The organism is Saccharibacillus sp. CPCC 101409 (assembly GCF_030518235.1).
Classification (GTDB): domain Bacteria; phylum Bacillota; class Bacilli; order Paenibacillales; family Paenibacillaceae; genus Saccharibacillus.
In genome coordinates, this window is the sequence record NZ_JAULSA010000006.1 from 337205 (window position 1) to 360666 (window position 23462).

General features: G+C 56.2%; 28 protein-coding genes and 1 pseudogene. 19 read left to right on the forward strand and 10 right to left on the reverse strand.

Annotated features, from left to right (window positions below):
- Nucleotide 1: 1 nt before the first annotated feature.
- A complete protein-coding gene (locus QWJ34_RS15770) occupies nt 2–793 on the forward strand; it encodes an SDR family NAD(P)-dependent oxidoreductase (RefSeq protein WP_302729227.1) in 792 nt (263 codons plus the stop codon).
- Between the two features lie 24 nt (nt 794–817).
- Here the strand turns inward: QWJ34_RS15770 and QWJ34_RS15775 are convergent, their stop codons facing one another.
- Together QWJ34_RS15775 and QWJ34_RS15780 are read right to left on the reverse strand one after the other, a co-directional pair.
- A complete protein-coding gene (locus tag QWJ34_RS15775) occupies nt 818–1612 on the reverse strand; it encodes an SDR family NAD(P)-dependent oxidoreductase (RefSeq protein ID WP_302729228.1) in 795 nt (264 codons plus the stop codon).
- Between the two features lie 517 nt (nt 1613–2129).
- Nucleotides 2130–3042 (reverse strand): annotated as a pseudogene (locus QWJ34_RS15780) (helix-turn-helix transcriptional regulator).
- A gap of 530 nt (nt 3043–3572) precedes the next feature.
- On the opposite strand from QWJ34_RS15780, the gene QWJ34_RS15785 reads away from it, so the two are divergent.
- Nucleotides 3573–4313: a sulfite exporter TauE/SafE family protein gene (locus QWJ34_RS15785; protein ID WP_302729229.1), complete on the forward strand. Its 741-nt coding sequence runs from the start codon at nt 3573–3575 to the stop codon at nt 4311–4313.
- A 57-nt stretch (nt 4314–4370) separates the two neighbouring features.
- Here the strand turns inward: QWJ34_RS15785 and QWJ34_RS15790 are convergent, their stop codons facing one another.
- Genes QWJ34_RS15790 through QWJ34_RS15800 form a run of 3 tightly spaced genes read right to left on the reverse strand, consistent with a single transcriptional unit; the run spans nt 4371 to nt 6847 of the window.
- The gene (locus QWJ34_RS15790) at nt 4371–5144 is read right to left on the reverse strand and encodes an ABC transporter permease (RefSeq protein WP_302729231.1); all 774 of its coding nucleotides are present in this window, start codon (nt 5142–5144) and stop codon (nt 4371–4373) included.
- Nucleotides 5145–5912 (reverse strand): ABC transporter ATP-binding protein, encoded by a 768-nt coding sequence (locus QWJ34_RS15795; RefSeq protein WP_302729232.1) that lies wholly within the window; start codon nt 5910–5912, stop codon nt 5145–5147.
- A 17-nt stretch (nt 5913–5929) separates the two neighbouring features.
- On the reverse strand, nt 5930–6847 hold the full coding sequence (locus QWJ34_RS15800; protein WP_302729234.1) for a helix-turn-helix domain-containing protein: 918 nt from the start codon (nt 6845–6847) through the stop codon (nt 5930–5932).
- Between the two features lie 188 nt (nt 6848–7035).
- Between QWJ34_RS15800 and QWJ34_RS15805 the strand changes: the two genes are divergently transcribed.
- Nucleotides 7036–7605 carry a TetR/AcrR family transcriptional regulator gene (locus QWJ34_RS15805; RefSeq protein ID WP_302729235.1) on the forward strand — a complete coding sequence of 190 codons (570 nt, stop codon included), beginning with the start codon at nt 7036–7038 and terminating at the stop codon, nt 7603–7605.
- 68 nt (nt 7606–7673) lie between these two features.
- Here the strand turns inward: QWJ34_RS15805 and QWJ34_RS15810 are convergent, their stop codons facing one another.
- The gene (locus QWJ34_RS15810; protein WP_302729237.1) at nt 7674–8585 is read right to left on the reverse strand and encodes an SDR family oxidoreductase; all 912 of its coding nucleotides are present in this window, start codon (nt 8583–8585) and stop codon (nt 7674–7676) included.
- A 151-nt stretch (nt 8586–8736) separates the two neighbouring features.
- Here QWJ34_RS15810 and QWJ34_RS15815 point away from each other — a divergent pair, with 151 nt between their 5' ends.
- From QWJ34_RS15815 to QWJ34_RS15840, 6 genes are all read left to right on the forward strand, one after another.
- A complete protein-coding gene (locus QWJ34_RS15815; RefSeq protein ID WP_302729239.1) occupies nt 8737–9588 on the forward strand; it encodes a helix-turn-helix transcriptional regulator in 852 nt (283 codons plus the stop codon).
- 165 nt (nt 9589–9753) lie between these two features.
- Nucleotides 9754–10041: a hypothetical protein gene (locus QWJ34_RS15820; RefSeq protein ID WP_302729240.1), complete on the forward strand. Its 288-nt coding sequence runs from the start codon at nt 9754–9756 to the stop codon at nt 10039–10041.
- 117 nt (nt 10042–10158) lie between these two features.
- Nucleotides 10159–10362, forward strand: coding sequence for a hypothetical protein (locus QWJ34_RS15825; protein ID WP_302729241.1), 204 nt, complete (start codon nt 10159–10161; stop codon nt 10360–10362).
- A gap of 216 nt (nt 10363–10578) precedes the next feature.
- Entirely contained in the window at nt 10579–11283 is a 705-nt protein-coding gene (locus QWJ34_RS15830; RefSeq protein ID WP_302729243.1) for a class I SAM-dependent methyltransferase, read from the forward strand.
- Nucleotide 11284: 1 nt separating this feature from the next.
- A complete protein-coding gene (locus QWJ34_RS15835; RefSeq protein ID WP_302729245.1) occupies nt 11285–11623 on the forward strand; it encodes a hypothetical protein in 339 nt (112 codons plus the stop codon).
- A 167-nt stretch (nt 11624–11790) separates the two neighbouring features.
- The gene (locus tag QWJ34_RS15840) at nt 11791–13566 is read left to right on the forward strand and encodes an oleate hydratase (RefSeq protein ID WP_302729247.1); all 1776 of its coding nucleotides are present in this window, start codon (nt 11791–11793) and stop codon (nt 13564–13566) included.
- A gap of 141 nt (nt 13567–13707) precedes the next feature.
- On the opposite strand, the gene QWJ34_RS15845 is transcribed toward QWJ34_RS15840, so the two are convergent.
- Together QWJ34_RS15845 and QWJ34_RS15850 are read right to left on the reverse strand one after the other, a co-directional pair.
- Nucleotides 13708–14214 carry a PBECR4 domain-containing protein gene (locus tag QWJ34_RS15845; RefSeq protein WP_302729248.1) on the reverse strand — a complete coding sequence of 169 codons (507 nt, stop codon included), beginning with the start codon at nt 14212–14214 and terminating at the stop codon, nt 13708–13710.
- 269 nt (nt 14215–14483) lie between these two features.
- The gene (locus tag QWJ34_RS15850; protein WP_302729249.1) at nt 14484–15302 is read right to left on the reverse strand and encodes a class I SAM-dependent methyltransferase; all 819 of its coding nucleotides are present in this window, start codon (nt 15300–15302) and stop codon (nt 14484–14486) included.
- A gap of 508 nt (nt 15303–15810) precedes the next feature.
- Between QWJ34_RS15850 and QWJ34_RS15855 the strand changes: the two genes are divergently transcribed.
- From QWJ34_RS15855 to QWJ34_RS15895, 9 genes are all read left to right on the forward strand, one after another.
- Nucleotides 15811–16038: an oleate hydratase gene (locus tag QWJ34_RS15855; protein ID WP_302729250.1), complete on the forward strand. Its 228-nt coding sequence runs from the start codon at nt 15811–15813 to the stop codon at nt 16036–16038.
- 66 nt (nt 16039–16104) lie between these two features.
- On the forward strand, nt 16105–16686 hold the full coding sequence (locus QWJ34_RS15860; RefSeq protein WP_302729252.1) for a hypothetical protein: 582 nt from the start codon (nt 16105–16107) through the stop codon (nt 16684–16686).
- Nucleotides 16683–17246 carry an AAA family ATPase gene (locus tag QWJ34_RS15865; RefSeq protein ID WP_302729253.1) on the forward strand — a complete coding sequence of 188 codons (564 nt, stop codon included), beginning with the start codon at nt 16683–16685 and terminating at the stop codon, nt 17244–17246. The genes QWJ34_RS15860 and QWJ34_RS15865 overlap by 4 nt, the downstream gene beginning before the upstream one ends.
- 33 nt (nt 17247–17279) lie before the next feature.
- Nucleotides 17280–17753 (forward strand): NUDIX domain-containing protein, encoded by a 474-nt coding sequence (locus QWJ34_RS15870; protein WP_302729255.1) that lies wholly within the window; start codon nt 17280–17282, stop codon nt 17751–17753.
- A gap of 45 nt (nt 17754–17798) precedes the next feature.
- Complete coding sequence (locus tag QWJ34_RS15875; RefSeq protein WP_302729256.1) at nt 17799–18038, forward strand: hypothetical protein; 240 nt, start codon at nt 17799–17801, stop codon at nt 18036–18038.
- Nucleotides 18039–18164: 126 nt separating this feature from the next.
- Nucleotides 18165–19067, forward strand: coding sequence for a class I SAM-dependent methyltransferase (locus QWJ34_RS15880; RefSeq protein WP_302729258.1), 903 nt, complete (start codon nt 18165–18167; stop codon nt 19065–19067).
- 2 nt (nt 19068–19069) lie between these two features.
- Nucleotides 19070–19696, forward strand: a complete 627-nt coding sequence (locus QWJ34_RS15885; RefSeq protein ID WP_302729260.1) for a class I SAM-dependent methyltransferase — start codon at nt 19070–19072, stop codon at nt 19694–19696.
- Between the two features lie 58 nt (nt 19697–19754).
- Nucleotides 19755–20156: a hypothetical protein gene (locus QWJ34_RS15890; protein WP_302729261.1), complete on the forward strand. Its 402-nt coding sequence runs from the start codon at nt 19755–19757 to the stop codon at nt 20154–20156.
- A gap of 42 nt (nt 20157–20198) precedes the next feature.
- Nucleotides 20199–20936 carry a hypothetical protein gene (locus QWJ34_RS15895; RefSeq protein WP_302729263.1) on the forward strand — a complete coding sequence of 246 codons (738 nt, stop codon included), beginning with the start codon at nt 20199–20201 and terminating at the stop codon, nt 20934–20936.
- An 84-nt stretch (nt 20937–21020) separates the two neighbouring features.
- On the opposite strand, the gene QWJ34_RS15900 is transcribed toward QWJ34_RS15895, so the two are convergent.
- The gene (locus QWJ34_RS15900) at nt 21021–21962 is read right to left on the reverse strand and encodes a helix-turn-helix transcriptional regulator (protein WP_302729264.1); all 942 of its coding nucleotides are present in this window, start codon (nt 21960–21962) and stop codon (nt 21021–21023) included.
- A 151-nt stretch (nt 21963–22113) separates the two neighbouring features.
- Between QWJ34_RS15900 and QWJ34_RS15905 the strand changes: the two genes are divergently transcribed.
- Entirely contained in the window at nt 22114–22587 is a 474-nt protein-coding gene (locus QWJ34_RS15905; RefSeq protein ID WP_302729266.1) for a VOC family protein, read from the forward strand.
- A gap of 287 nt (nt 22588–22874) precedes the next feature.
- Here the strand turns inward: QWJ34_RS15905 and QWJ34_RS15910 are convergent.
- Nucleotides 22875–23462, reverse strand: a 588-nt coding sequence (locus QWJ34_RS15910) for an IS66 family transposase (protein WP_302729268.1), incomplete at its 5' end; no start/stop codon positions are given.

Sequence of the window (23462 nt, forward strand, 5' to 3'; positions counted from 1 at the left end):
AATGTACAAAGGGCAAACGGCATTGATTATGGGAGCGTCGTCGGGGATCGGGGCGGCTTTTGCCGGAGAACTGGCTCGAAAAGGCATGAATCTGATCGTCGTCGCCCGTTCCGGAGACAAATTGCAGCGGCTGGCTGAGGACCTATCGGCCCGGCACGGCGTTCAAGTGGACGTAATTATCGCCGATCTTTCCGATGAACAAACCGCGCTCGGCGTTTACGACGAGGTCAAGCGGCGTCGGCTGCAAGTCGATCTGCTGGTCAACAACGCGGGAGTGGCATCCTACGGATTTTTCGATAAACTTTCTTTGAAAAAACAGGAGGACGAGATCAGGCTCAACGTGCTGACCGTCGTCAGTCTTACGCATCACTTTTTGCAGGATATGCTGGAGCGCCGCCGGGGAGCCGTAATCAATGTCGCCTCCGCATCGGGATTTCAACCGACGCCGTTTATGGCGGTGTACGGCGCGACGAAGGCGTTTATGATCTCCTGGAGCGAAGCGCTTTGGGCGGAAACGAAAGACAAAGGCGTCTCGGTCGTCGCATTGTGCCCCGGCCGGACGGCGACCAATATCCAGGAAGTCATGGGAGTAGGCGCGGTCGGTCCGGGCAAAGACGTATCGCCGGAGCAGGTGGTCCGAACCGGACTTCGCGCGCTGGAAAAAGGCAAAATGACGGTCGTCGACGGCCGGGGCAACTACTGGACCGCCCAGATCGCCCGCATCTTCCCGCGCAAATTCGTAGTGGGCATCGCCTACCGGATATTCAGGAAAAATAGTTCCGGCGCGGCGTGAGCTTAGAGCGGTTTATGCGCGGCATCAATAAATCGTCGGCACGATCCCGCCGTCCATGCGGATCGGCGAGCCGCGAAAAGCCGAAGCGAGCGGACTGCACACGAAAGCGGCCAGCCGGCCGATCTCGTCGGGACGGATAAACCGGCGCAGCTCGGACTGCGGCAAATTGCCGGCCATAAAGTTCCGCTCTTTCTCCTCGAACGTCATGTCTTCGTCCGCATACACCGATTCGATAATCGCCCGTACGTGCTCGGACAGCGTCGGTCCCGGCAGCAGCGTATTGACCGTCACATCGGTTCCGGCGGTCAGCTTCGACAGGCTGCGCGACAGCGACAGCAGCGCGGACTTGGCCGCGGCGTACTGGGGCATCTGTCCCGACGGCATGACGGCTTCTTCGCTGGCGATAAACAAGATCCGTCCGCCGCCGCTTTGCAGCATACCGGGCAGGTAAAAGCGGCACAGCGCATTGGCGGCGAGCACATTCGTGCGGAAATACGTTTCCCAGACTTCGTCGCTCGCGTCTTCGTAGCGGGTGATTGCGTAAATGCCCATATTGTTGATGAGCAGATCGACCGCCGGGAAGCTTTGGAACAGAGATTCGCGCTGCCGCGGGTCGGTCAGGTCGGCCGAGGCGGGACGGGGCGAAGTAGAAGGGAAAGCGGCGCGGATCTCTTCAGCCGTGCGTTCCGCCGCTTCGAAGCTGCGCCCGTTGACGAGCACGTCGGCTCCTTCGCGGGCCAGCTCGAACGCGATCGCCCTGCCGATGCCACGGGTCGCTCCTGTGACCAAGGCGGTTTGGTTGGTTAATTGCAGATCCATGATGGGAGTATGCTCCTTTGAGGGTGGGATGGTGTCGGGAAAATCCGGCAAAAAAGGCAAGAGGGCGCCGGGGGAGTTTCGTTCCGATCGCGTATTGAAACCAGGAAGTTTGATTAGACTCCAGTGGAATCTTCCCGGTTTCAAAGGCGAACACTATCGTTTCTTCACGAAATTCCCCCTCTGCCTGAATCGCCTTTTCTCAGGCTAGACTTTCTCGACACATCCGGGTGTGATGTGTTGGTTAGAGGACGGTAGTTGCGATCTACCGTCCTTTAACGCATTTTAAAAGCAGGTTCTTGTGCAAAATAGAGAATAGCTGCGCAGGTACAATTATTTGGGAGTAAGAGCGCGTAAAGAAGCGGAAAAGCGAGAAATAAAGGTACAGGTGAACTTATTTGTTCGGAAAAGCAAAATTCGCTCGAAATAAAGGTGTATATGACGCTATTTTTTGCGAATCTTGAAGGTTATTTGTGCGCAAAATAGTTTCTGTGCGACCCGAAGGGACGGCAGTGATGTTCTACCGTCCCTGTTTGGCGCGCCAGTTGGCGGGGGTGTCGCCTTCCCAGGAGCGGAAAGCGCGGTAGAACGAATTCTGGTCTTCGTAGCCGACCAGAAAAGCGACTTCGCGGATATCCAGCGAAGCGTCGGCCAGGTATTCGCGGGCCTGCTCGTGCCTGGCCTGGGCCAGCAGGGAAGCGAAGCCGGTGTGTTCGGCGGTCAGCCGCCGCTGGAGTGTGCGAGTGCTGAGGCCCAGTTCCCGCGCAATGGCCCGGATATCGGTCCGGCCCGCGGAGAAGCCGCGCTTCATGATCCATTTGACCGTTTCGGCAAACGAACGGACGCCGGTTTGTTCGTCCAGCGACCGGTCCAGCGCCGGCGTCAGCAGTTCCAGCAGTTCTTCGTTATACGTAATAAACGGAAGATCCAGATCCGCGGCGTGCAGCGTCAGCCGGTTATGCGGCGCGCCGGTTCGGACCGGGCAGCCGAGATAACGCTCCAGCGCTTCCTCGTCTTCCAGGGGCTGCATGAACTCGGCGGCCCGCGCGGTCAGCGGGCGTCCGGTGCCGCGCCGGCCGAGTTCGAGCAGGAAGACCAGGGTAAGGCCGCTTAGTACAGCCGGCCCCTGCGTTCCGGTTCCGGGGCTCGTCCATGCCAGGTCGAGGGTGCAGACCCCGTTATGTTCGGCGATGCGCAGATGCTCGGGCGGACACATCCGCTTGTAGCGCGCCATGCGGTGCAGCGCATCGCGATAGTCGCGGGCGTGATAGGTCGCCAATACGGTCGGCGGATACCGGACCGGCTCGAAAGCGGTCGCCATTCCCGCGATCGCGGCGGCGGTACCGCCGGCAAGCTCGGCGTACGCCCGCCAGATCGCGGGTTTCGATGCCGAGCCGCTTTGCTGCCGCCCAGAAGCCGAGCGGAAACGTGATCTTTCCGCCGGATTGCGATTTCAAGATTCAACACCTCCTCCGGCATGCGGCCGGTTTACTTGTCTTATCCTACCCTCCGCGCTCCGCCTTGTAACTAGCGGATAACGCCAATCGATCCGCCGATAACGCCGACAGCCGCTTCCGGTAGGAAGCGGCTGCTGCATAACCGGCCGATCCGAAGATGTAACGGATCGTCATTCCTTTAGAACGCCTTTTGCGTCCTGCGGATTTCTCCGGCTTTTGACGGCTAAGCGCCGCCTCGATCCGTTACAGTCCGCGCGCCTTTGCTTCTTTTACTTTTCCGGTGATTTTCCTTTTGCTACAGTCGCAAATACGCTATCTTTAAATAAGAAAGCGTTTACCCGAAAACAAATCCGCCTCGCCCGGAATCCGGTACACGAAATCCCTGAATCTCGAATCCCTGAATCTCGAATCCCTGAATCTCGAATCCCTGAATCCTCGAATCCCGAAGTCCCGCAATCCGGCATGCGAAATCCTGAAATCCGGCGCGACAGGAAAGGAAAGCAAACATGACCTCATTCGGCATACTGGCGGCGGGGATGGCGATTATCCTGGCCGCAAGCTTTATCCAGAGTCTGACCAGCTTCGGCTTCGCGCTGATCTCGCTGCCGCTGCTGAGCTTGTTTCTTCCGCTGCAGCAGGCCGTTCCGCTGATCGTGATCTTCAGTCTGGTCACCAGTTTGATGGTGGTGATTCCGAACCGGCGCCATGTGAATGTGCGGCAGGTGTGGCTGCTGATCCTGGCCGGCATGATCGCCGCGCCTTTCGGCGCTTATCTGCTGCTGGTCGTCAGCGCCCAGACGCTCAAAGCGGCGATCGGCATTCTGATCGCGCTGTTTGCGGCGCTGATGCTGCTCGGCCGCTCGCTGCCGATCCGCAGCGAGCGGGCCGCTTTCGTAACGGCCGGCCTGCTCAGCGGCCTGCTGAACGGCAGCATCTCGGTCGGCGGCCCGCCGCTTGCGCTGATCCTGTCCAATCAGGGTATGAGCAAGCAGGCGTTCCGGGCGAATCTGGCGCTGAACGGCGTGGCGCTGAATATCGTCAGCGTCGCCGCTTTCGCCGCGGGCGGGCTGCTGAACGCGGATATGGGCGTCTTTTTCGTCTGGATGATTCCCGCGATGCTGCTCGGCGTCTGGGCCGGAGCATACGCGGCGCGCCGATTCAACGAGAAGTTGTTCAAAACGGCGTCGCTGTGGGTGATTCTCGTATCCGGCATCTGGACGGCGCTGACCGGATTGGGCTGGGTGTAAGGGCGTCCCGGCTTCCGGATCGAACACTTTCGTTTCCGATTTTTCAACCGACTTTTTTCAACCGATCCGGCGCTTGTATACCCTCATCGCCAATACGTACGCGACGACCAGAATCCCGGCGCACCACGCAAGAGCAATCCGGATGTCGCCGCCGGCCGGTTCTCCCGAGAGCAGGGCGCGCAGCGTTTCCACAATCGACGTGACCGGCTGGTGTTCGGCGAAGACGCGCACCGGGCCCGGCATGGAATCGGTGGGGACGAACGCCGAGCTGATAAACGGCAGGAAGATGACCGGATACGAAAAAGCGCTTGCGCCGTCCACCGATCCGGCGGACAATCCGGCGATGACGGCGACCCAGGTCAGCGTCAGCGTGAACAGCGCCAGGATGCCGATCACGGCCAGCCACGCCAGCGGTCCCGCCGGCGAGCGGAAGCCGATCAGCAGCGCCGTCAGCACAATGACGATCAGCGAAATAAAGTTCGAAACGAGCGAGGTCAGCACATGCCCCCACAGCAGGGACGACGGCGCGATCGGCATCGAGCGGAACCGGTCGAACAGCCCGCCCTGCTTGTCCGTAAACAGCCGGACGGCGGTGTACGAGATGCCCGTGCCGATCGCGATCAGCAGAATGCCGGGCAGCAGATAATTCACGTAACTGCCGCCCGTTCCCGTGCGGATCGCGCCGCCGAATACGTACACGAACAGCAGCATGAAGGCGATCGGCATGATCGTGACCGTGATTATCGTATCCAGGCTGCGGAAAATATGGCGCATGGAGCGCCCGAGCATCACGGTCGTATCGCTGAGAAATCGCGGTTTGGCGGTGTCCATTTACTTCTCCTCCTTATGGCCGGTAATAGCGAGGAAAATCTCCTCAAGCGTCGGCTGCTTTTCGATATATTCGACTTTGGCGGGCGGGAACATCTCTCTGAGCTGCGCCAGCGTGCCGTTTGCGATAATCGTTCCCCCGTGCAAAATGGCGATCCGGTCGGCGAGCTGTTCGGCTTCCTCCAGATACTGCGTGGTCAGGAACACCGTCGTGCCGCCGCCCGCAAGCTGCCTGACCGTCTTCCACACCTCGAGGCGCCCTTTGGGATCGAGCCCGGTTGTCGGTTCGTCGAGGAAGACCACCTGCGGACTTCCGACCAGGCTCATCGCGATATCGAGCCTGCGCCGCATGCCGCCCGAATACGTCGAGACCCGGCGATCGGCGGCTTCGGTCAGGCCGAAGCGTTCCAGCAGCTCGTCCGCAATCCGGCGCGGCTGCGGCAGATGGCGCAGCTTCGCGATCAGGATCAGGTTCTCGCGTCCGGTCAGGATCTCGTCCACGGCGGCGAACTGTCCGGTCAGGCTGATCGAAGCGCGCGCCTCGCCGGCATTCGACACCGCGTCATATCCGCCGACAAGAGCCGTTCCGCCGTCCGGGCGCAGCAGCGTGGACAGAATGCGCACCGTCGTCGTTTTGCCCGCGCCGTTCGAACCGAGCAGCGCGAACACGCTCCCTTTTTCCACCTCGAAATCCACTCCGCTTAACACCGGCGTACCCGAATACGACTTGGTCAGCCCGCGCACCGAGACGGCAAACTCCTGGGTTGGCATTTCGTTTCCTCCTTTTTTTAGGGAGCGATCAGCTCGATCTGGTTCATATCCGCTCCGGCGTTCTGTAGAAAAGCATAGGTCAGCCGGTCCGCTTTGCAGTCGACAAACCGCACTTTTTTCAAGCTTTTTCCTTTGAAAAAGGTGCGGGTAAACGTCGCGTTTTGAAACGTCGTTCGGGTAAACCCGCAGTTCTCGAACGCGCAGCCGTCGAAGTTTCCTTCCAGCACGATTCCGTCGAAATGCGTGGCGCCGAAGCGGGTGCGCGACCAGATTGTGCCGGTCATCGTGCATTTTTGAAAATAAGACGATCGAATATCCGCTTCCGTAAAGTCCGCGCCGGAGAAATCGCAGTTCTTGATATGGCTGTCCGATACGACCGCTTTCTGCAGGGACGCGTTTGGGAACTCGTTGTGGACGAGGTTCGAATTGCGGATCCGGCTGCCCGCCAGGCTGGCGTCCGAGAAATCGCACTGCTCGACATGGTTGCTTTTGAGCAGAAGCCCGGACAGCTGCGAACCGACGAATAAACAGCGGCGAATATGCGACGAGCCGAACTTTTCATGCAGGCCTTCCAGACCGGAGAAATCCGCGTCGGCCCAGCTTCCCGCAGACATATTCCAGCCGGGACTTTTTCCGCTTTGCTCGGATGCCGGCGGAATCGGTAATTCACGGACCGGAGGGAGCGCAGGATGTTCGTCCGCAGAGAACGGCTCGCGGGCTTCCCGGGCCTCGTTTTCCGAAAAATAATTCAGGTCGATATCCAGAATCCGCGCCAGCCGGTCCAGCGTCAGAATATCCGGCAGCGACTCCCCGCGTTCCCATTTTCCGACCGCCTGAGGACTGAGCGACAGCTGTCCGGCCAGCGCGGCCTGCGACAGATTTTTGGACCTGCGGGCTTCCGCGATTTTATTTCCGATCTCGATCGGGGTTAACATAGAGTCAGCCTCTTTTCCGTTATTTTCGTCGACGCCATCAGCTTAACCGGAAACCGGGCGGAAGCAAATACAAAACGCCGCAACCGTCGGTTGTTTTGGCGCTACGGATGGTTGCAAAACGCGTTTTTTCGGCAAAAAGCAAAAGGATAGACGATTTTTATCGCAAAAAGGAAGGAAGGCGAAGCTTCATGACCCAGGTAACCAAGCGCGCGCTCGCCGCGTCGCTCAAAAAGCTGCTGTCGCAAAAAACGCTCGACAAGATCACGGTGATCGATATTGCCGAAGACTGCGAAGTGAACCGGCAGACGTTTTACTACCACTTCAAAGACATCTACGATCTGATCGACTGGATCTATACGAACGAAGCCGCGAAAGCGCTGGACGGCAAAAAGACGTACGGGACGTGGCAGCAGGGCTTCCTGCATATTTTCGAATACGTGCTGGACAACCGGAACTTTGTGCTGAACACCTATCATTCCGTCAACCGCGAGTATCTGGAACGCTATCTGCACCAGGAGACGGTTGCGCTCTTGATGGGCGTGATCGAAGAGAAAGCGGCGGGAATGAACGTGCGAGAAGACGACAAAGCGTTTATCGCCCACTTCTATAAATACGCGTTCGTCGGGCTGGTGCTGGACTGGCTCAAAAACGGGATGAAAGAACAGCCGCACGACATCGTCGGACGTCTCAGCGTGCTGATCCACGGCGATTTCGCGGGGGCGCTGGAGCGGTTTGAGGGCGGAGGGTTTACGGTTTAATAAAAAAACACCCGCCGGTTGCGCTGCAAGCGGCGGGTGTGGGCGTTCTGAGAGCAGGGGAAGCTTACTTAGTCGAAGTAACCGCCTTCGCGAAGATCGTCCAGAAGAAACGGGTTGGATGGATTCCAGCCGAATTGTTTCCTCGTTTGTTCGGACGAAACCGGCGCATCGAGTTCGGCGAAGTGCCTGAACCAGCCAAAGTGCCCGGACGCTTCGTCCGGGGAAATAGAGACTGTGGGAACCCCGAGACTGCGGCCTATAGCAGAGGCAATCTCGCGGAAAGGAATGCGGGAGTCGGCGGCGGCGTGCAGACGCGCGCCGGGAGTCCGGTTAGCGAGCGCGAGACGATACAGCTTGGCTGCATCGAGCCGATGAACGGCGCTCCAGCAATTTTCCCCGTTCCCGATATAGGCCGAAACCCCTTTTTCGCGCGCAATATCGATAAGCAGCGGAATAAAGCCGTGGTCTCCTTTTCCATGTACAGTGGGAGAAAGACGAACGACGCCGATATTTACGCCCTGCGCGGCGACCATGTCCGCAGCCTGCTCGGTTAAAACGCGCGGGAATTGTTCGGGAGTAAAGACCGGTCGATCTGTTTCGTAGGCCAGCCTGCCGGGAGCAACCAGCGCCGTGCCCGAAGTGACGATAAAAGGACGCGACGTTCCTTGCAGCGTTTCTCCGATAGCCCGGATTGCCTGACCGTCCTTTTCCGCGTTTTGACGCTGTTTGGCGGCATCGTCATTTTCGCTAAATGCGGTGTTGTACCCTGCATGAATGACCGCATCGCATTCATGGGCGCCCCGGCGCAGAGTTTCCAGGTCGTTCAAGTCTCCGCGCAGTACGTCGATTCCGGCTTTGCCGAGCTTGGCTGCCGACTGTTCGGAACGGGCAAGCCCCAGGACCCGATGACCGTGATCCGCAAGTTCCCGCAGAACCGCCGAGCCGACAAAACCCGTGGCTCCCGTCAAAAAAATTCTCATTGTTTTTGCCTCCATTTCAGTACAGGTCGAATCTGTAATCCATACAATACGCCACCGCGCTTCTCGCAGCCAGAACGGCATTTATAGCAGCAGAGTGCATACTACTATTGAAAATATTAGGATAAACGCGCGACAATACGGAGGGGATTCCATGGATAAACCATCGAGAAGAAAAGAACTCGCAGATTTTCTGCGTACGCGCAGACAGCGCCTTGCGCCGGCCGATGTCGGTTTGAATATCGATACATCGCGCCGCCGGACGCCCGGATTACGACGCGAGGAAGTAGCCGGTTTATCGGGGATTTCGCTCCCCTGGTACACGGCATTGGAGCAGGCCAAAGATATCCGGGTGTCCGAGCAGGTGCTGCTCAGCCTCGCCGGAACGCTTCAACTAAGCGAAGACGAGCGGAATCACTTTTTTATTTTGGCAAACGCGGCCTCTTCGGCGCCCGTGTTGACATCGGAAGAACCGATTTCACCGATCCTTCAGCAGATTCTCGACAGGTTCGGTACTTACCCCGCCTATATATCCAATGAAAAATGGAACGTGATTGCCTGGAACGAAGCAGCCAAAGCGTTGTTGGGAGACTTTGACCGGCATGAAGAAATCGAAACGAATATTCTTTGGCGTATCTTTATGCTGGAAACGAATAAACGGCAGATTGTGAATTGGGATCAATTCGCGGCTTCGCTGGTTGCACAGTTTAGAAGCCGGTATGCCGTTTATATCGATGATCCCTGGTACACCTACCTCGTCCATCGATTGATGGAGGCCAGCGCTGATTTTCGGATGTTCTGGGAGCGGCACGACGTTTCGAAGACCCAGGCGGGCAAAAAAGATTTTATTCTTCCGAAGGTCGGCCTGCTGGAGTTCAATCACACCACGTTTTCCGTTTCCGAAAATACCGACTTTGTCATGGCTGTTTATACGCCGGCTGCGGGGACTCCGACCGATCAGCGAATGAAGGAGTGGATGGCTTTAACCGTCGATGAGCATAATTGAAAAGAAAGCAAAAGCGCGAAGAAGTATCGGAGCAAAATAAAATACTTCAAATAAATACGTTCAATAATTTGGTATAATTAGTATTAGAACGAATAGATCCTGTTTATTGATGCGGCAGAGCGCAATCGGATATGGGATGAAAATATGAAATGAAGAGGTCGTTCCATGAAATTTTCGTTTGAGATCGGATATCGGGAAAAGCACGTCGTGGAGTTTGAATTCAATCAAATCGTAGGGAACCTGAGTATCAAAGTCGATGGCCGAGAAGAAATGAGCGATTTCCAAACGATGTCTTTCAGCCTGGTCAAGACCTATGAATTCGAAGTCGGGTACGAAGAGAGACATTGGATCAAGATCGATAAGATCAGGAAGCTGCTGCTGGCCGGATTCAGGAAAACCAAATACGAAGTGTATGTGGATGGAACCTTTTTCAAAGAATACGAAGGGAGATGAGACTCTGATCAAAGGAATTCTGTTCGACTTGGACGGGACGCTGCTGGATCGCGATCATCCCGTCAACGACGTTGAAGCGGGTATCTGTGCCGGCATGAATGGAGAGGAGTACTGTCGATGAACAAAGCTAAAATCCCTGCCAAAACATTTTTCATTATATTCGGCCTGAATTTCTTGAGCGGTCTGCTGATGATAAATAACTACAGCGAAAAACGGGGGATGATGATTCTCGGTTTTTTGATTATGACCGTTTCCGCGATATTTCTAATCCTCACAGGAAAAGAGCTGTACAAAGCAAGAACCCGAAAAGCGAAGATGTGAGCGTGCTGGATCGAATCCGGACAAATCCTCCAAAGCAGGTGAACCATGAACAAAACCTTCACTCAAGTTAGGCCGTGTACGCAAACTCAGCGACGTGCATCTTTAGCTGCCTTTTCGCCCTCCTCTGCGTCACTTTCCCTTGACGTGCCCCGGCACGCCTTCGAAAAAGTTCCTTGATGAGAACGAAAATTCAGCTCAATCTGCGTCCTTCGGAGTTTGCGTACACATCCTAAAAAAGCCGAAGCGGATTACCATGAGAAATTTTACGAGGAAACGCCTCTTTTTCAGCCCGGAAGCTGGTTGTCCAGGCCTGTTCAGATTGTAATGGATTTATTGGAGCGGTTGAATCTTGAAAAAGTCAGCGTGCTCGATCTGGGCTGCGGCGTGGGCCGGAACAGCATCCCGATCGCTCAAAGAATCCAGGAGTTCGGCGGAACCGTACATGCGGTGGATCTGCTGCCGGTCGCGATCGACAAATTGTCGGCATACATAGGAGAGTACAACGTTCAGGGAGCGATAACCGTTGAGGCCGCGGACGCGGAATATTACGGGATCGCTTCCGAAGCCTACGATTACATCGTGGTCTGCTCGTGCCTGGAACATGTTTCGAACGTCCAAGCTTTTCGCGCGGTCGTGGAAAGAATGATCCGGGGAACGCAACGAAACGGGATCAACTGCGTTCTTATCAATACGGAAGTGAAAGAGTACGATCCGGAGAGCGGCGTGGAACAAGACGGGTTAATTGAGTTGAATTTGCCGACCGGGGAGGCTTTGCGTCTACTGCGGGAGCTGTACGCCGGCTGGGAGATCCTGATCGAGAAACACGTTCCCCAAACCGTACACGAACACAAACAGGGCAAACAAATCGAATTCAGGGGAGTCTGGGTAACGTTTGCGGCTCAAAGAAAGGGTGCGGGCTAATATGAAATTTGGATTCGCCAAAACGGGGCTGGTCTTTATCCTGCTTGCCGCGGCTCTAACGGGATGCGGAAGCGGGAGCGGCAAAGCGATCAGTTCGTCGACGATGTTTATCCGCGTGACGCAAAAAGATCATTCGGAAGACTACAAGACAAAGTGGATCGTCGGATATAATTCCAGCGCCGAAGACGTACAGGAAGTGCAGATCGAAGTCGACGACGACAACCTCTGGAATCTAATCGAAACGAACGAAGAGTATTTTGTAACCTACGAGGGATATGAGAACGGCCGATATGTCATCGAACAGATTAATCATCCGGGAGACGAAGATCCTTTAAGATAATTTAGATCGGGTGTCCGCCGCGAGCGCCAACTCTAGACAAATCGCCGCCAATGTCCAAAAATTCGGCATCGGGCGGCGATTGTCTATAGGTTCCTTTTTTCAAAAAGCCTATGCTGTGAGCATATTCCGAAGATATACCCCACAACGAATTCATGGAGGGAATGCTCATGTATTACAGCAGCGGCAATTACGAAGCGTTCGCAAGACCGATGAAACCGGAAGGCGTGGACGGCAAATCGGCGTATCTCGTCGGGGCGGGGCTGGCGTCGCTCGCGGCGGCGTGTTTCCTGATTCGCGACGGACAGATGAAAGGATCGCGCATCCATATCCTCGAAGAATTGAACCTGGCGGGCGGGGCGCTCGACGGCGGCGAAGAGAAAAACAAAGGCTTCGTGATCCGCGGCGGACGCGAGATGGAAGACCATTTCGAATGTCTGTGGGACCTGTTCCGCTCGATCCCGTCGCTGGAAACGGAAGGCGCTTCGGTGCTGGACGAATTCTACTGGCTGAACAAAAAGGACCCCAATTGCTCGCTGATGCGCGCCACCGTGAACCGGGGCGAAGACGCGCATACCGACGGCAAATTCGGACTGAGCGAAAAAGCGTCGATGGAGATCGTCAAGCTGTTTATGACCCGCGACGAAGACCTGTACGACCGCAAGATTACAGATGTGTTTACCGAAGAATTCTTCGCGTCGAACTTCTGGCTGTACTGGCGGACGATGTTCGCGTTCGAAGACTGGCACAGCGCGCTCGAAATGAAGCTTTACATCCAGCGGTTTATCCATCATATCGGCGGGCTGCCGGACTTCTCCGCGCTCAAGTTCACCAAGTACAACCAGTTCGAATCGCTCGTTCAACCGATGTTGAAATACCTGGAAGAGCATGACGTGCATTTCGTATACGATACCCGCGTGACCAACGTCGTCTTCGAGCAGCGCGGCACGCGCAAAGTGGCGGCGAAGATACAGTGCGTGCGCGGCGGGCAGCCGGAAACGATCGATCTGACCGAAGAAGACCTGGTATTCGTGACCAACGGAAGCTGTACGGAAAACTCGTCGCTCGGCGACCATGCCCACGCGCCGGTGCTGAATACGCAGTCGGGCGAAGGCGGATGCTGGCAGCTGTGGCGCAACATCGCGGCGCAGGACGATTCGTTCGGCCGCCCGGACAAGTTCTGCACGAATATCGATGCGACCAAATGGGAATCGGCGACGGTGACCACGCTGGACGACCGGATTCCGCCTTATATTGAAAAAATCTGCCGGCGCGATCCGTTCAGCGGCAAAGTGGTCACCGGCGGCATCGTCAGCGTCAAAGATTCGAGCTGGCTGATGAGTTGGACGCTGAACCGCCAGCCGCATTTCCAAAAGCAGCCGAAAGACCGGCTCGTGGTCTGGGTGTACGGATTGTTCCCGGACGTGCCGGGCGATTATATCAAGAAGCCGATGAGCGAGTGCACGGGCGAAGAGATCACGGCCGAATGGCTGTATCATATGGGCGTGCCGGTCGAAGAGATCCCGGATATGGCCGCGACGGGCGCCAATTGTATTCCGTGCATGATGCCTTATATTACGGCGTTCTTTATGCCCCGCGCCGCGGGCGACCGGCCGAAGATCGTGCCGGACGGCTGCGTGAACTTTGCTTTTATCGGACAGTTCGCCGACACGGAGCGCGACACGGTGTTCACGACCGAATACTCGGTGCGGACCGCGATGGAAGCCGTGTATACGCTGCTCGGCGTAGACCGCGGCGTGCCGGAAGTGTTCGCGTCCGAGTTCGATATCCGCGTGCTGCTGGACTCGACCTCGAAGATGATGGACGGCAGGAAGCTGACCGACCTCAAGCAGCCGGTGCTGCTGAAGCTGATCGAGCAGGGCGTGCTGCGGAAAGTATCGGGCACGGTGATCGGGGATCTGTTGAAGAAGTACGGGATTGTGTGATTCTATAATTTTTTATAATTCAAATAAAAAGGCGCTTCACAGTATAACTTAACTGAGGCGCCTTTTAATATTTTTTTCTTCTTCAGACACATGCAATTGGTCGATTATTATAGTCTTCATACCTCTATAAATATTTTTTCTTTAAATAAAAGTAACGGGAATATATAAGTCGGTACTTTCTTCTTTCCTAAGGCCTAAATGTATGTATCTGCCACATTTCTGATTATAAAACATAAATTCGGCATTAATGCTGCTGCGAGCAATTTGAGGATTGAATACGATACAGGTTGGTTCATAAACTAAAGAATAAATAAAAGGGAAAAATAAGATTCTGCTAATTCCGGACTCATAAGCTCCCAAGTTTGCTTCCTTAAACATACTGAGCGTAAGTTTACCTGATTGAAGTTCGTTAAATCCTTTACGCCCTTTATAATGGGAACCGGTTTTTAAATACTGAATTCCTAGCAGATGAGGTAGATCTGTTCTTTTAAAATGAAGTTTAATATGCGAAACAGAATGTCTTACTTTGTAATCAAAAATTTTGTTGCATAAATATTGTTCGTAAAAAGAAGCTAAAGTTTGTGAATTTAAATTTTCTTCCGTAGGAACCTGCTCTAAACTAGCTAGATCGGCAACTGATAGATTCATAATTTCCCCTAACTAAAGAATCGACCTCGATTATAATCAAGGTCGATTCGCATTATAGAAAATTGGCAGCGGCAGAGAACATCTCCCTGCGGGATAGGAATGGTATTTTTTTTCACTAAAGTAGATTGAAAATTGAATATCACCACTTTAATACCCCCAAGCGGGTACGCGAGAGTGCCCTTCCGCGTAAGAAATCTCTATGGATTCTTGTAAATTATACATGAATAACTAGCATTTTTCAATAATTGGGCGAGAAAAATCAATGTATGTTACTTCACCCCAAGCCGCATCCGATAGCTGAACAGCATATCTTTTGCCTCGCCGCCAAAAAATTCGTCCGCCTGCCGCCGGAATTCTTCCGCCATATCCGCCACATCCTGCGCGCCGCGCTTGATCGCGGTCTGGTGACCGCCCTGGCTGAGCGCGATACTCGTATACCGCTCGGCGTCGCAAACTTCCCAGTTGTGGAACACGATTTCGCGCGAGTAGCGGAACAGGCCGGAGTCGCGAATCTGCCGCAAATGCTCGTCTTTCGAGCGTTTATGCGCCTGCTCCCGCTCCGGGGACAATTCCGCCGCGCGGCGGTCGGACCGTTCGTTCAGCGCCAGATAGGCGGCTTCGATCTCCTCGTTCAGCACGGGCGGCCAGTCGCAGTCGTAAGCGGCGAACACGCCGCCGGGGCGCAGCACGCGCGAAAATTCGGCCAGCGACGGCTGCGGGTCCATCCAGTGAAACGACTGCGAGCAGGTAATCAGGTCCGCCGATCCGTCCGGCAGCTCCAGATCGTCGGAGTAGCCTTCGCGAAACGACAGCTTGTCCGGACTTCCCGCCGCGCGCCATTTCTCCTCCGCGACTCCTCGCATATCCGGGCTCGGCTCGATGCCGACGATTTGTTCCGCGCGGTCCAGCCACAGGAAGGTGGACAGGCCGGTTCCGCAGCCGACATCCACGACGGTTTGGGGCGGCTCGCCCAGATACATTTCCAGAATGCGCACCACTTCCTCGGGCGCCGCCGGACGGTTGCGGTCGTACAGACTGCCGAATCCTTTGAAACGCTCCACGTTGTTTTTGCGTACATGCTCCAGCATGGCGTTCTCACTCCTTTTCGGTTTCTTTTTCTTTCAATATTATGGCACAGATTGCGTTAACGATCACCTCCGCCGCGGCGTTTATAAGCAAAGGACCGTTTGCATAACCTTTTATGAAAAAGAGGAAATCAGGAAAGAACAGGGAATCGTTATGTAAGAACCGAAAGATGGCGAAATAAGAAAGCGTCAAAGGAGATCGAAGATGAACTATTTTGGGGAATTGAATATGTTCAGTCTGCTGGCCGCGCTGCCGATCACGATATTTGCGGTAAGAACCGAAGAAAATTCGCTGAAGCGGGAGTGTGCGGGATGTTCTTTTTTGCGCTTTCCATAGCGGGGCTGTTGGTCACTCTATTCAAATTGGTTATTTACGGTACGCTGTTTCTGTGTATTTTTATTCCGCTGCAAGTGTTCTGGATTAGATATTGTATCAAATCGCAAGTTCCCAAATCTCATCGAGTCAGAATTACGCTTTTCATCTGGGGCGCGTTCTTCACTCTGCTGCTGTGTGCGGTGCCGCTCACCCCTACGGCAATTCTTGAACGGGGAGACGAGTACACGCAATACTCGCATTGATTTTCTCCAATCGAAAGAGATCCCGGACATGGCCGCGACGGGTGCCTGCTGTATTCCGTACACGATGCTTTGTATTACGGCGTTCTTCATGTCCCGCACCGTGGGCGACCTGCCGAAGATCGTACCGGACGGCTGCGTGAACTTCGCTTTTATCGAGTAGTTCGATCTCCGCCGCGGCGTTCAGTATGGAGAAGCTTCCAAAAATGACAAACAAGGAGGAACCCTGATGTGGATGCTCATCCTGATTGCCGTGGCCGGTTTGTTTGTTGTCGGTGTAATCGCGGCCGCGCTCGGCCGGCGGCTGATCAGCCCGGCGGCAATCATCGTTAATCTGCTGCTGATTGCGCTGATATTCGGATTGGGACATGCTGGGAGCGTAGAGCCCGGCGATCCGTCCGGCAACGGCAATCCCGCGCTGCTGCTCACGATCCCGCTGCTTATTCTGGGTTTTACGCTGATCTTCCAAATCGCTTGGCTCACCCCTTTTCGGCGCTTGCGTTCCCGGCTGCTGCTGGTTGTGCTGTTCGGTCTGCTGGCTCATCAGGCCGCGGGCTTCGAGATCCAGGCGATGCGTTATCGGCAGCTTCGGACCCGGATTGCGGAAGCGCTGCAAGATCGAACGGGAGAGCTGGATGCGCATCAGCTGGAGTCGGTTGCATCCGGCGGCCTGCTGTCCATTCATCTGAACAGCCACTTTTTTCATACCAATACGTACCTGCTGTTCGTCGGCTGGGCGGCGATCGCGGCGGTGGCTGCGCTGCTGATCCGCAAAGCGGTCGTCGAACGGCAGAGCGGGAGGATATCATGAAACCATTCCAAACGTCGTACCGGCATCTGCACATTCTCGGTGCATCCGGCTCCGGCGCAACTACGCTCGGCCGGGCGCTGAGCGATAATCTGCCGCATACGGTGCTCGACGGCGACGATTATTTCTGGGCGCGTAAATTCGACGAGGCCCGGCCGCCCGAAGAGCGGGCCAGGCTGCTGGAAGCCGATCTGGATCGGCACGAACGCTGGATGCTGACCGGAGCGGTATGCGGCTGGGGCGACGACTTTAAGCCGTTATTCGACTTCGTCGTTTTCCTGCATGTGCCGCCCGAGGAGCGCCTGGCCCGGCTGCGGGCGCGCGAGATCGAGCGTTACGGCGAAGACGTGCTGCCCGGCGGGCGAATGCACCGGGAATCGCAGGAATTTCTCGAATGGGCGGCGCTGTACGACCATGCGGGCGAAGAAGTGCGCAGCCTCAAGCTGCACGAACGCTGGATGGCGGACCTGACCTGCCCGATCCTGCGGATCGAAGGCTCGCACAGCGTCGAAGAGCGGGTGAAGTTGGTGCTGGAAGAACTGGGCGGCCGCAGGATGCGTTGATCTACATGCCTGTATAAAAGGAGTGAATCAAACATGAACGAGAAGCAGGAACGCACCCTCGTAACCGGAGGCGCGGTAATCCGGGATGGAGCGGGATGCCTTCTATTGCAGCAAAGATCGGATTACGGCGCATGGGGACTGCCGGGAGGAGGTATGGAACCGGGGGAAACGATCGAGCAAACGATGCGGCGCGAAGTGCTTGAAGAAACGGGGCTCGAAGTGACGGACTGCTCGCTGCTCGGCATTTATACGGGACCGCGCATGCGCTACGAATACCCGGACGGCGGACGCGTAGTCTTCGTGATGTTTATTTTCGAAGCAAAAGTCGATCTGGACGGGAAGTTGGAGGAAGACGGACGCACGCTGCGATTCAGGGACACGGAAAACGAGTCGCTGCGTCTGGAATTTCGCGCTCCGGCCGATATAACGCTCGAAGAAATCAGCTCGGTGCAGCGCCCGGTATTCGAGGATTTGCGAAGCGGCCGGTCGGACGTGCTGCGTACATAAGAGTTTGAAGAAAGCGAAGAAAATGGAGAAAACGGAGCGTGCGGCATGGGGATTTTGCTGGCTTTTTTGATCATGGGGATATTCGCTTTGATCTTTTTTCTGTTGGGACTTGGTTTTTTCGTCGGAATCTTCGTGCTGGGTTTTCTGGCCTGGCGACACTGGCATGTGCGCATTCCGTTTCGAGACCGGCAGGAGAGGCGTATCGGTTATGTACTGGGGCTGATCGTGTGGGGACTGCTCGTGCTGACGGCTTTTATTTATACGATGTCCCTGTTCAACAATTGACGCTTGATTGACGGGGAACGGAAAACCGCGATTAGGACCGACGGTATTCGAGGATTTGCGGCGCGGGGAGCTGCTGGAGTTTATCGGAATTATTACACGAACGATGAATGATGGGGGAACGAGAAGATGAGCACGGATTATCATTGGAACAGCCGGATCGAGTATTTAAAAGAGTCCAGAGGTTCGATGTGGAATGATGATTATCTGGAATTTCTGGTAGAGCGGGTGTGGAAGATCGACAGGCCGGTCAGCGTAGTCGATTATGGCTGCGGACTCGGGTTTATGGGTGCGATTCTGCTGCCGATTCTGCCGGAAGGCAGTACGTATACCGGTATTGACAAAGGCGGCGGCCTGATCGAAGAAGCCCGCTCTTTGTTTGAAGACTCGCCGTGGGAAGCGACGTTTATCCAGGCGGATCTGGAAGATTACGAGCCGCGGGCCGACTACGATCTGGCTGTCTGCCAGTGCGTGCTCCAGCATATTCCGCACGCCGGGATCATCCTGGACAAAATGAAGCGCTCCGTCGTACCCGGCGGCCGGGTAGTGTGTATAGAGCTCAGCCGGGATGTCGGGAATGCGGCGATCTATTTGGACGGGCTGGATTACGCGGGACTGAATGTATTGGGCGCGGCGCAGAAACTGCGCAGCCGGGACCTGGAACGCAGCGGCAAAGACTTCTGTATCGGCGTTAAAATGCCCGTCTATATGCAGCAAGCGGGACTGGAGCAGATCGGGGCGCGCATGAACGACCGAGTCACATTTGTGAATCCGCATGGCGAACAGGAGGAATACCGGCGCAATTTGAATTCGTTTCTCGCCGACTACTCGACCGTAATGGAGATGACCGAAGATCGCCGCTCCGATGTTGTCCGCCATCTGGTCGAGCGCGGCTTGAGCGAGGAGGAAGCGGTGATCGTGTTTGAATGCGAACGGTCCATGGCGGAATATTTGCGCGAGCATCAAGATAAGATCTCTATCGTGGACGCAGGCTGTTTGTTTATCTCGTACGGAATCAGGCCGGCGCTGTGACGGTGAAACGAAGCGAGACCTACTGGAACGAAGCTTTCGCCGATCCGTCGTTTCGCCCGGAGCACGACGGCTGGCTGGAGCGCTACGAGCCTCTGCTGGACCGAAACGCCGGACCAATTCTCGATCTGGGCTGCGGGCTCGGGCACAATGCGCGAACGCTGCATGCGGCGGGATATCCGGTGATCGCCTGCGACCTGTCGGAGACGGCGCTGGAGCGGCTGCGGCGCGAGCAGCCGGAACTTCCGGTGCTGCGTATGGATATGGCGGCGGGACTTCCTTTTGCGGACGGTTCGCTTCAAGCGGCGGTCGCCGACCTCAGCCTGCATTATTTTGACGAAAAAACGACGTTCGGCATCGTCCGCGGCATCCGGCGCGCGCTGCGCGAAGACGGGCTGCTGCTGTGCCGGCTGAACGCGGTGGAGGAGCTGAAGCGCGCCCCCGATCCGTCGCCGACCGACGAGCCTTATCTGTACGAAAGCGAAGGGATTTTGCGGCGCTTTTTCGACCGGGAGCAAATTGAACGCTTCTTCCCGATCGCCGAATGGGAGCCGCTGCATGTGCAGGAGTACGAATCGGATCGTTACGGACGCGTCAAGCGGCTGTGGGAAGTCGGGCTCAGGATGATTTGACCGCACGCGGCGGCGGGTAAAGCATCGGAAGAAGGCAAGTAAGGGGAGGCGAGCCGCGATGAGCGTACGATCCAAAGGCAAACGCAAGATCGTCCGAAACGGCAGGCTTTTTTACTGGAAAGTTGGTGAAGACCTGGAAGATGAGGGACGCATCAAGCTCCGGCTGATCTCGGACGACCGCAGGCTGGTTGTCACGTACGAAGTGGGGCAGTCCGCTTCGGGCCTCGCCAGGCCGATGATGGTCATAGAAGGCAAGGAATTTGCCGGTTTGGAAGACCGCGAAGACGTCCGGTGCGTCGTGCGAACTCCGGTGTGGGACGATGCGATCATCACGCCCGGTCTGGTGGGAACAATCATCGACTGGTGCGCCGCGCCGAAAGAATCGGTCGAGATCATCGAAGGCTATAACGCTTTTGAAGCTCTGCGCGGCGATTTTTTCTGGCGGCCGGAGGCGGATTGAAAAAAGCTTGAACATTCCAATCGAAAAGGAGAACGAGAATCAATGGACGATCGATCGGCGTACGGAGGATACGAAACGGACAGGCGCTCTTACGGCATGTCGCGGGGATACGGGTACTGGGACTTTTTGAAATATCATCTGCTGCTGCTCGCGCTTCCGACGGCGGTCGCCGTGCTGCTGCTGACGCTGACGCAGATGCACAATATCATGCAGCTGTTTAACTTGTTCGCGCTGACGATGCAGTTTCTGGCCGGCGCGGGCGACGAGATTTCGCAATATCAATGGATCGACGCGCTGACCGGTCTGTTCCAGCTGCTGGCGATCGGCGTGCTGGCGGGACTGGTCGTACGCGTGATCGCGTCGGGACTTTTTTTCCTGCCGGGTCTTGCGCTGCGCGGACGGATGAATCTCGGCACCGTGATGAAAACGGGGCTGCGCTACTTTTTTATCACCTTTTTCATTATGCTGCTGTTCGGTTTCGCGATCGGGATCGTCAATTCGATTCTGTCGGCGATTCCGGTCTTGAACGTGATCTTCGTCGTGCTGGCGGTCTATCTTCAATCCATGCTCAGCGTGTACTACGATTACTGGTTCTCGTACAATCAGGCCGCCGGACGGCCGATCGCGAGCGGACCGGCCGAGCGTTTCCGCGTTCTGTTCGGCAGCGATCGCCACTTTCTGCTGTATGCGCTGCTGCTGGCTTTGTCGTATACGCTGCTGGTGTCGATCTTCGTCAAACCGTATATTCAGCTCAAGATCGCGCAGCGGATGGGGATGTAAGGAAACTGGATTTCAAAAATAAACCGGAAGCCGCAGTCTCTGCAATCGAGGCGGGCTTCCGGTTTATTTGCGTATGAAAAAACGTCAAAGCCGCTCGATCCGCCGCAGATAATAATCCCGCAGTTTTTCTTTCAGGGACGCCGGCTCCAGAATCCGCAAAGCCTCGCCGAAGCCCGCCAGATAATCCAGCATAAACCCGGTTTCCTGCGGTTCGTAGCTGCCGGTCAGATACAGCGAGCCGCGTTCGCGGACCAGCTCCATCGTCGGATAAAGCGAGCGTTTCAGCCGGGCTTCGTCCGCCTCCGCCGCCCGGCAGCGGAAATAAACCGCTTCTGACGAGGGCTGCCGCAGCGTATGCGCGCTGCGCAGGTCGAGACTTTCCCAGCCGGCCGCCGGCTCGGCGTCCGACGGTTCGACCGAGCGGATACGGTCGCAGCGGAACACGCGGTATTCGCGTTTGTCCAGATCGAAAGACCGGCAGTACCAGCTTCCGCGCGCGGCGTAGACGGCGAAAGGCTGAATATGCCGGCTGGCGGATTTACGCCCGGGCGACGCGTACAGAATGCGCAGCGTCCGGCCGCGGACCGCCGACCGCAGCAGTTCTTCCAGGTACTCGCCCGGCTCCGCCTGCTCGCCGTGCACGAACGCTACCCGATGCCGGAAGCGCTCGATTTCTTCCCGCTGTTCGGGCGACAGGATATCCAAAAACTTGGCGTCGATCGCCTGCAGCGAAACGTTGAACGGCTCGCCCGAGAAGCTGCGCAGCGCCTGCATCGCAAAATACAGCGCCAGCAGTTCGCGGTCGTTAAACGAAACGGGCGGCAGCGACGCCGTTTCGAGCAGACGGTAGCCGCCGCCGCGTCCGTGCTCCGCATACAGCGGCAGCCCGATCTCTTCGAGCGAAGCCACATCGCGCAGCGCGGTGCTGCGGGAAATGCCGAATTCGTCCATCAGCTCGCGCAGGGTGAAGCGGCGTTTGCGGTAGACAAAACGCTGCATCACGCCCAGGCGCTCGGCTTTGGTCACGGGACAGCCTCCTTTTCGCGTAGATTCGCTCCGCCTCGCAGCTTCGCCGCCAGCCGGACTTTCTGCAAGATTACAGATAAAAGGGTCCAGGTTTTGACACCTTTGTTGCCTATACTTCTTAGTGTAACCCAATCGAAGAGGAGGAATCATCATGACCCCGAATTCCAATAAGCAGGCTGCGTCAACGTTCGAAGTCATTCCGTTTCTGTCGCTGAACGGCCGCGCCGCCGAAGCGATTGCATTCTACGTCCGGACCCTGGATGCCGAGATTCTGCTGAAAGTCAGCTATGCGGACATGGCGGGAAGAGACGAATCGTTTACCTTTGAAAAAGGACAGGAAGACTACGTCACGCATTCCGTGCTGCAAATCGGCAGCGGCAAGCTGATGCTGGCCGAAGAAGAGATGGATCGGACGCGGCCGTGGAGCGCGGGCAACGACTTCTCGCTGTGCATCCAGTCGCGGGATCATGCGGAGATCGAACGCTTGTACAACCGCTTGACCGCCGACGAGCGGGTAACGGTGCTGTCGCCGCTGGCTCCGAATTCGTTCAGCTCCGGCTACGCCGCCGTGCGCGATCCGTTCGGCGTGGTGTTTCAGTTTACGGTGACGCGGCATGAGTTCTGAGGCGCCAATCTCCACTTTAATCTCGACTCGGCTCTTATTTCCGAGCCGGTAGGTTTCGATTTCAATATCGCCTTCGGCTCCAATCAGGGTTCCGGATTTCGAAATAACGGCACACGTACACTTATTCTCCTCGAATTTGCGTCTTTTGGCGAAATAGCTGCGCTCATACCGTTAAATCGCCGATTTTCCGCCTCTATGGAGCTTTTTTCGGCAAATAGTTGTACGTGAGCGCTTATTTTAAAATAACGCGGCCGCTTCTACAAAATAGGTGTACCTGCGGTTACTACTTAGCACCCCACCAGCGAGGTACGGTGGCGTAAGGCGTAGGTCAACGAATCGAGGAGCGGTTTGCCCTGTTTCATCAAGGTCGAAATCACCGAGCGCAGCCGAGCAAATTGTTTCGCTCCCTGCTCGGTCCGAAAACAGCCGGATACCTTCTGTTTCACCTTCGTCATGCGAATGTCCCGTTCGGCCTGGTTGTTGTCAAACGGCACCCGGGCATCGGAAAGAAACCGGAGGATCGCCGGTTTTTGCGCGTTCATTCGGTTGCCGAGATTGCTCGCTTTGCTGCCCATTTTTCGTCCGCGGGGTCCGGTTTTTTCCCGAAGCTCGTCTTGCGCCCATTCCGCTTCGCCGCTTTTTAGAATCGCGTCGTAGCGGGCTTCCCACTTGCCAAGTCCGGCCTCGGTCAGCGGCTGCTGCGCGCTGCGGCTCGCTTTGGCCGTTTTCCAGGCTTCCTGCAGAAAGGCATGCATCTGGCTTGCCCAGGCATGCCCGTCATGCTCGGCAATGCCCTGACATTCGCGAAGCAAGTGCGCGCCGCACAGCGCGTGTTCGAAGCGGTAATGCGTCTTGAAATACGACGCATAGCTGTC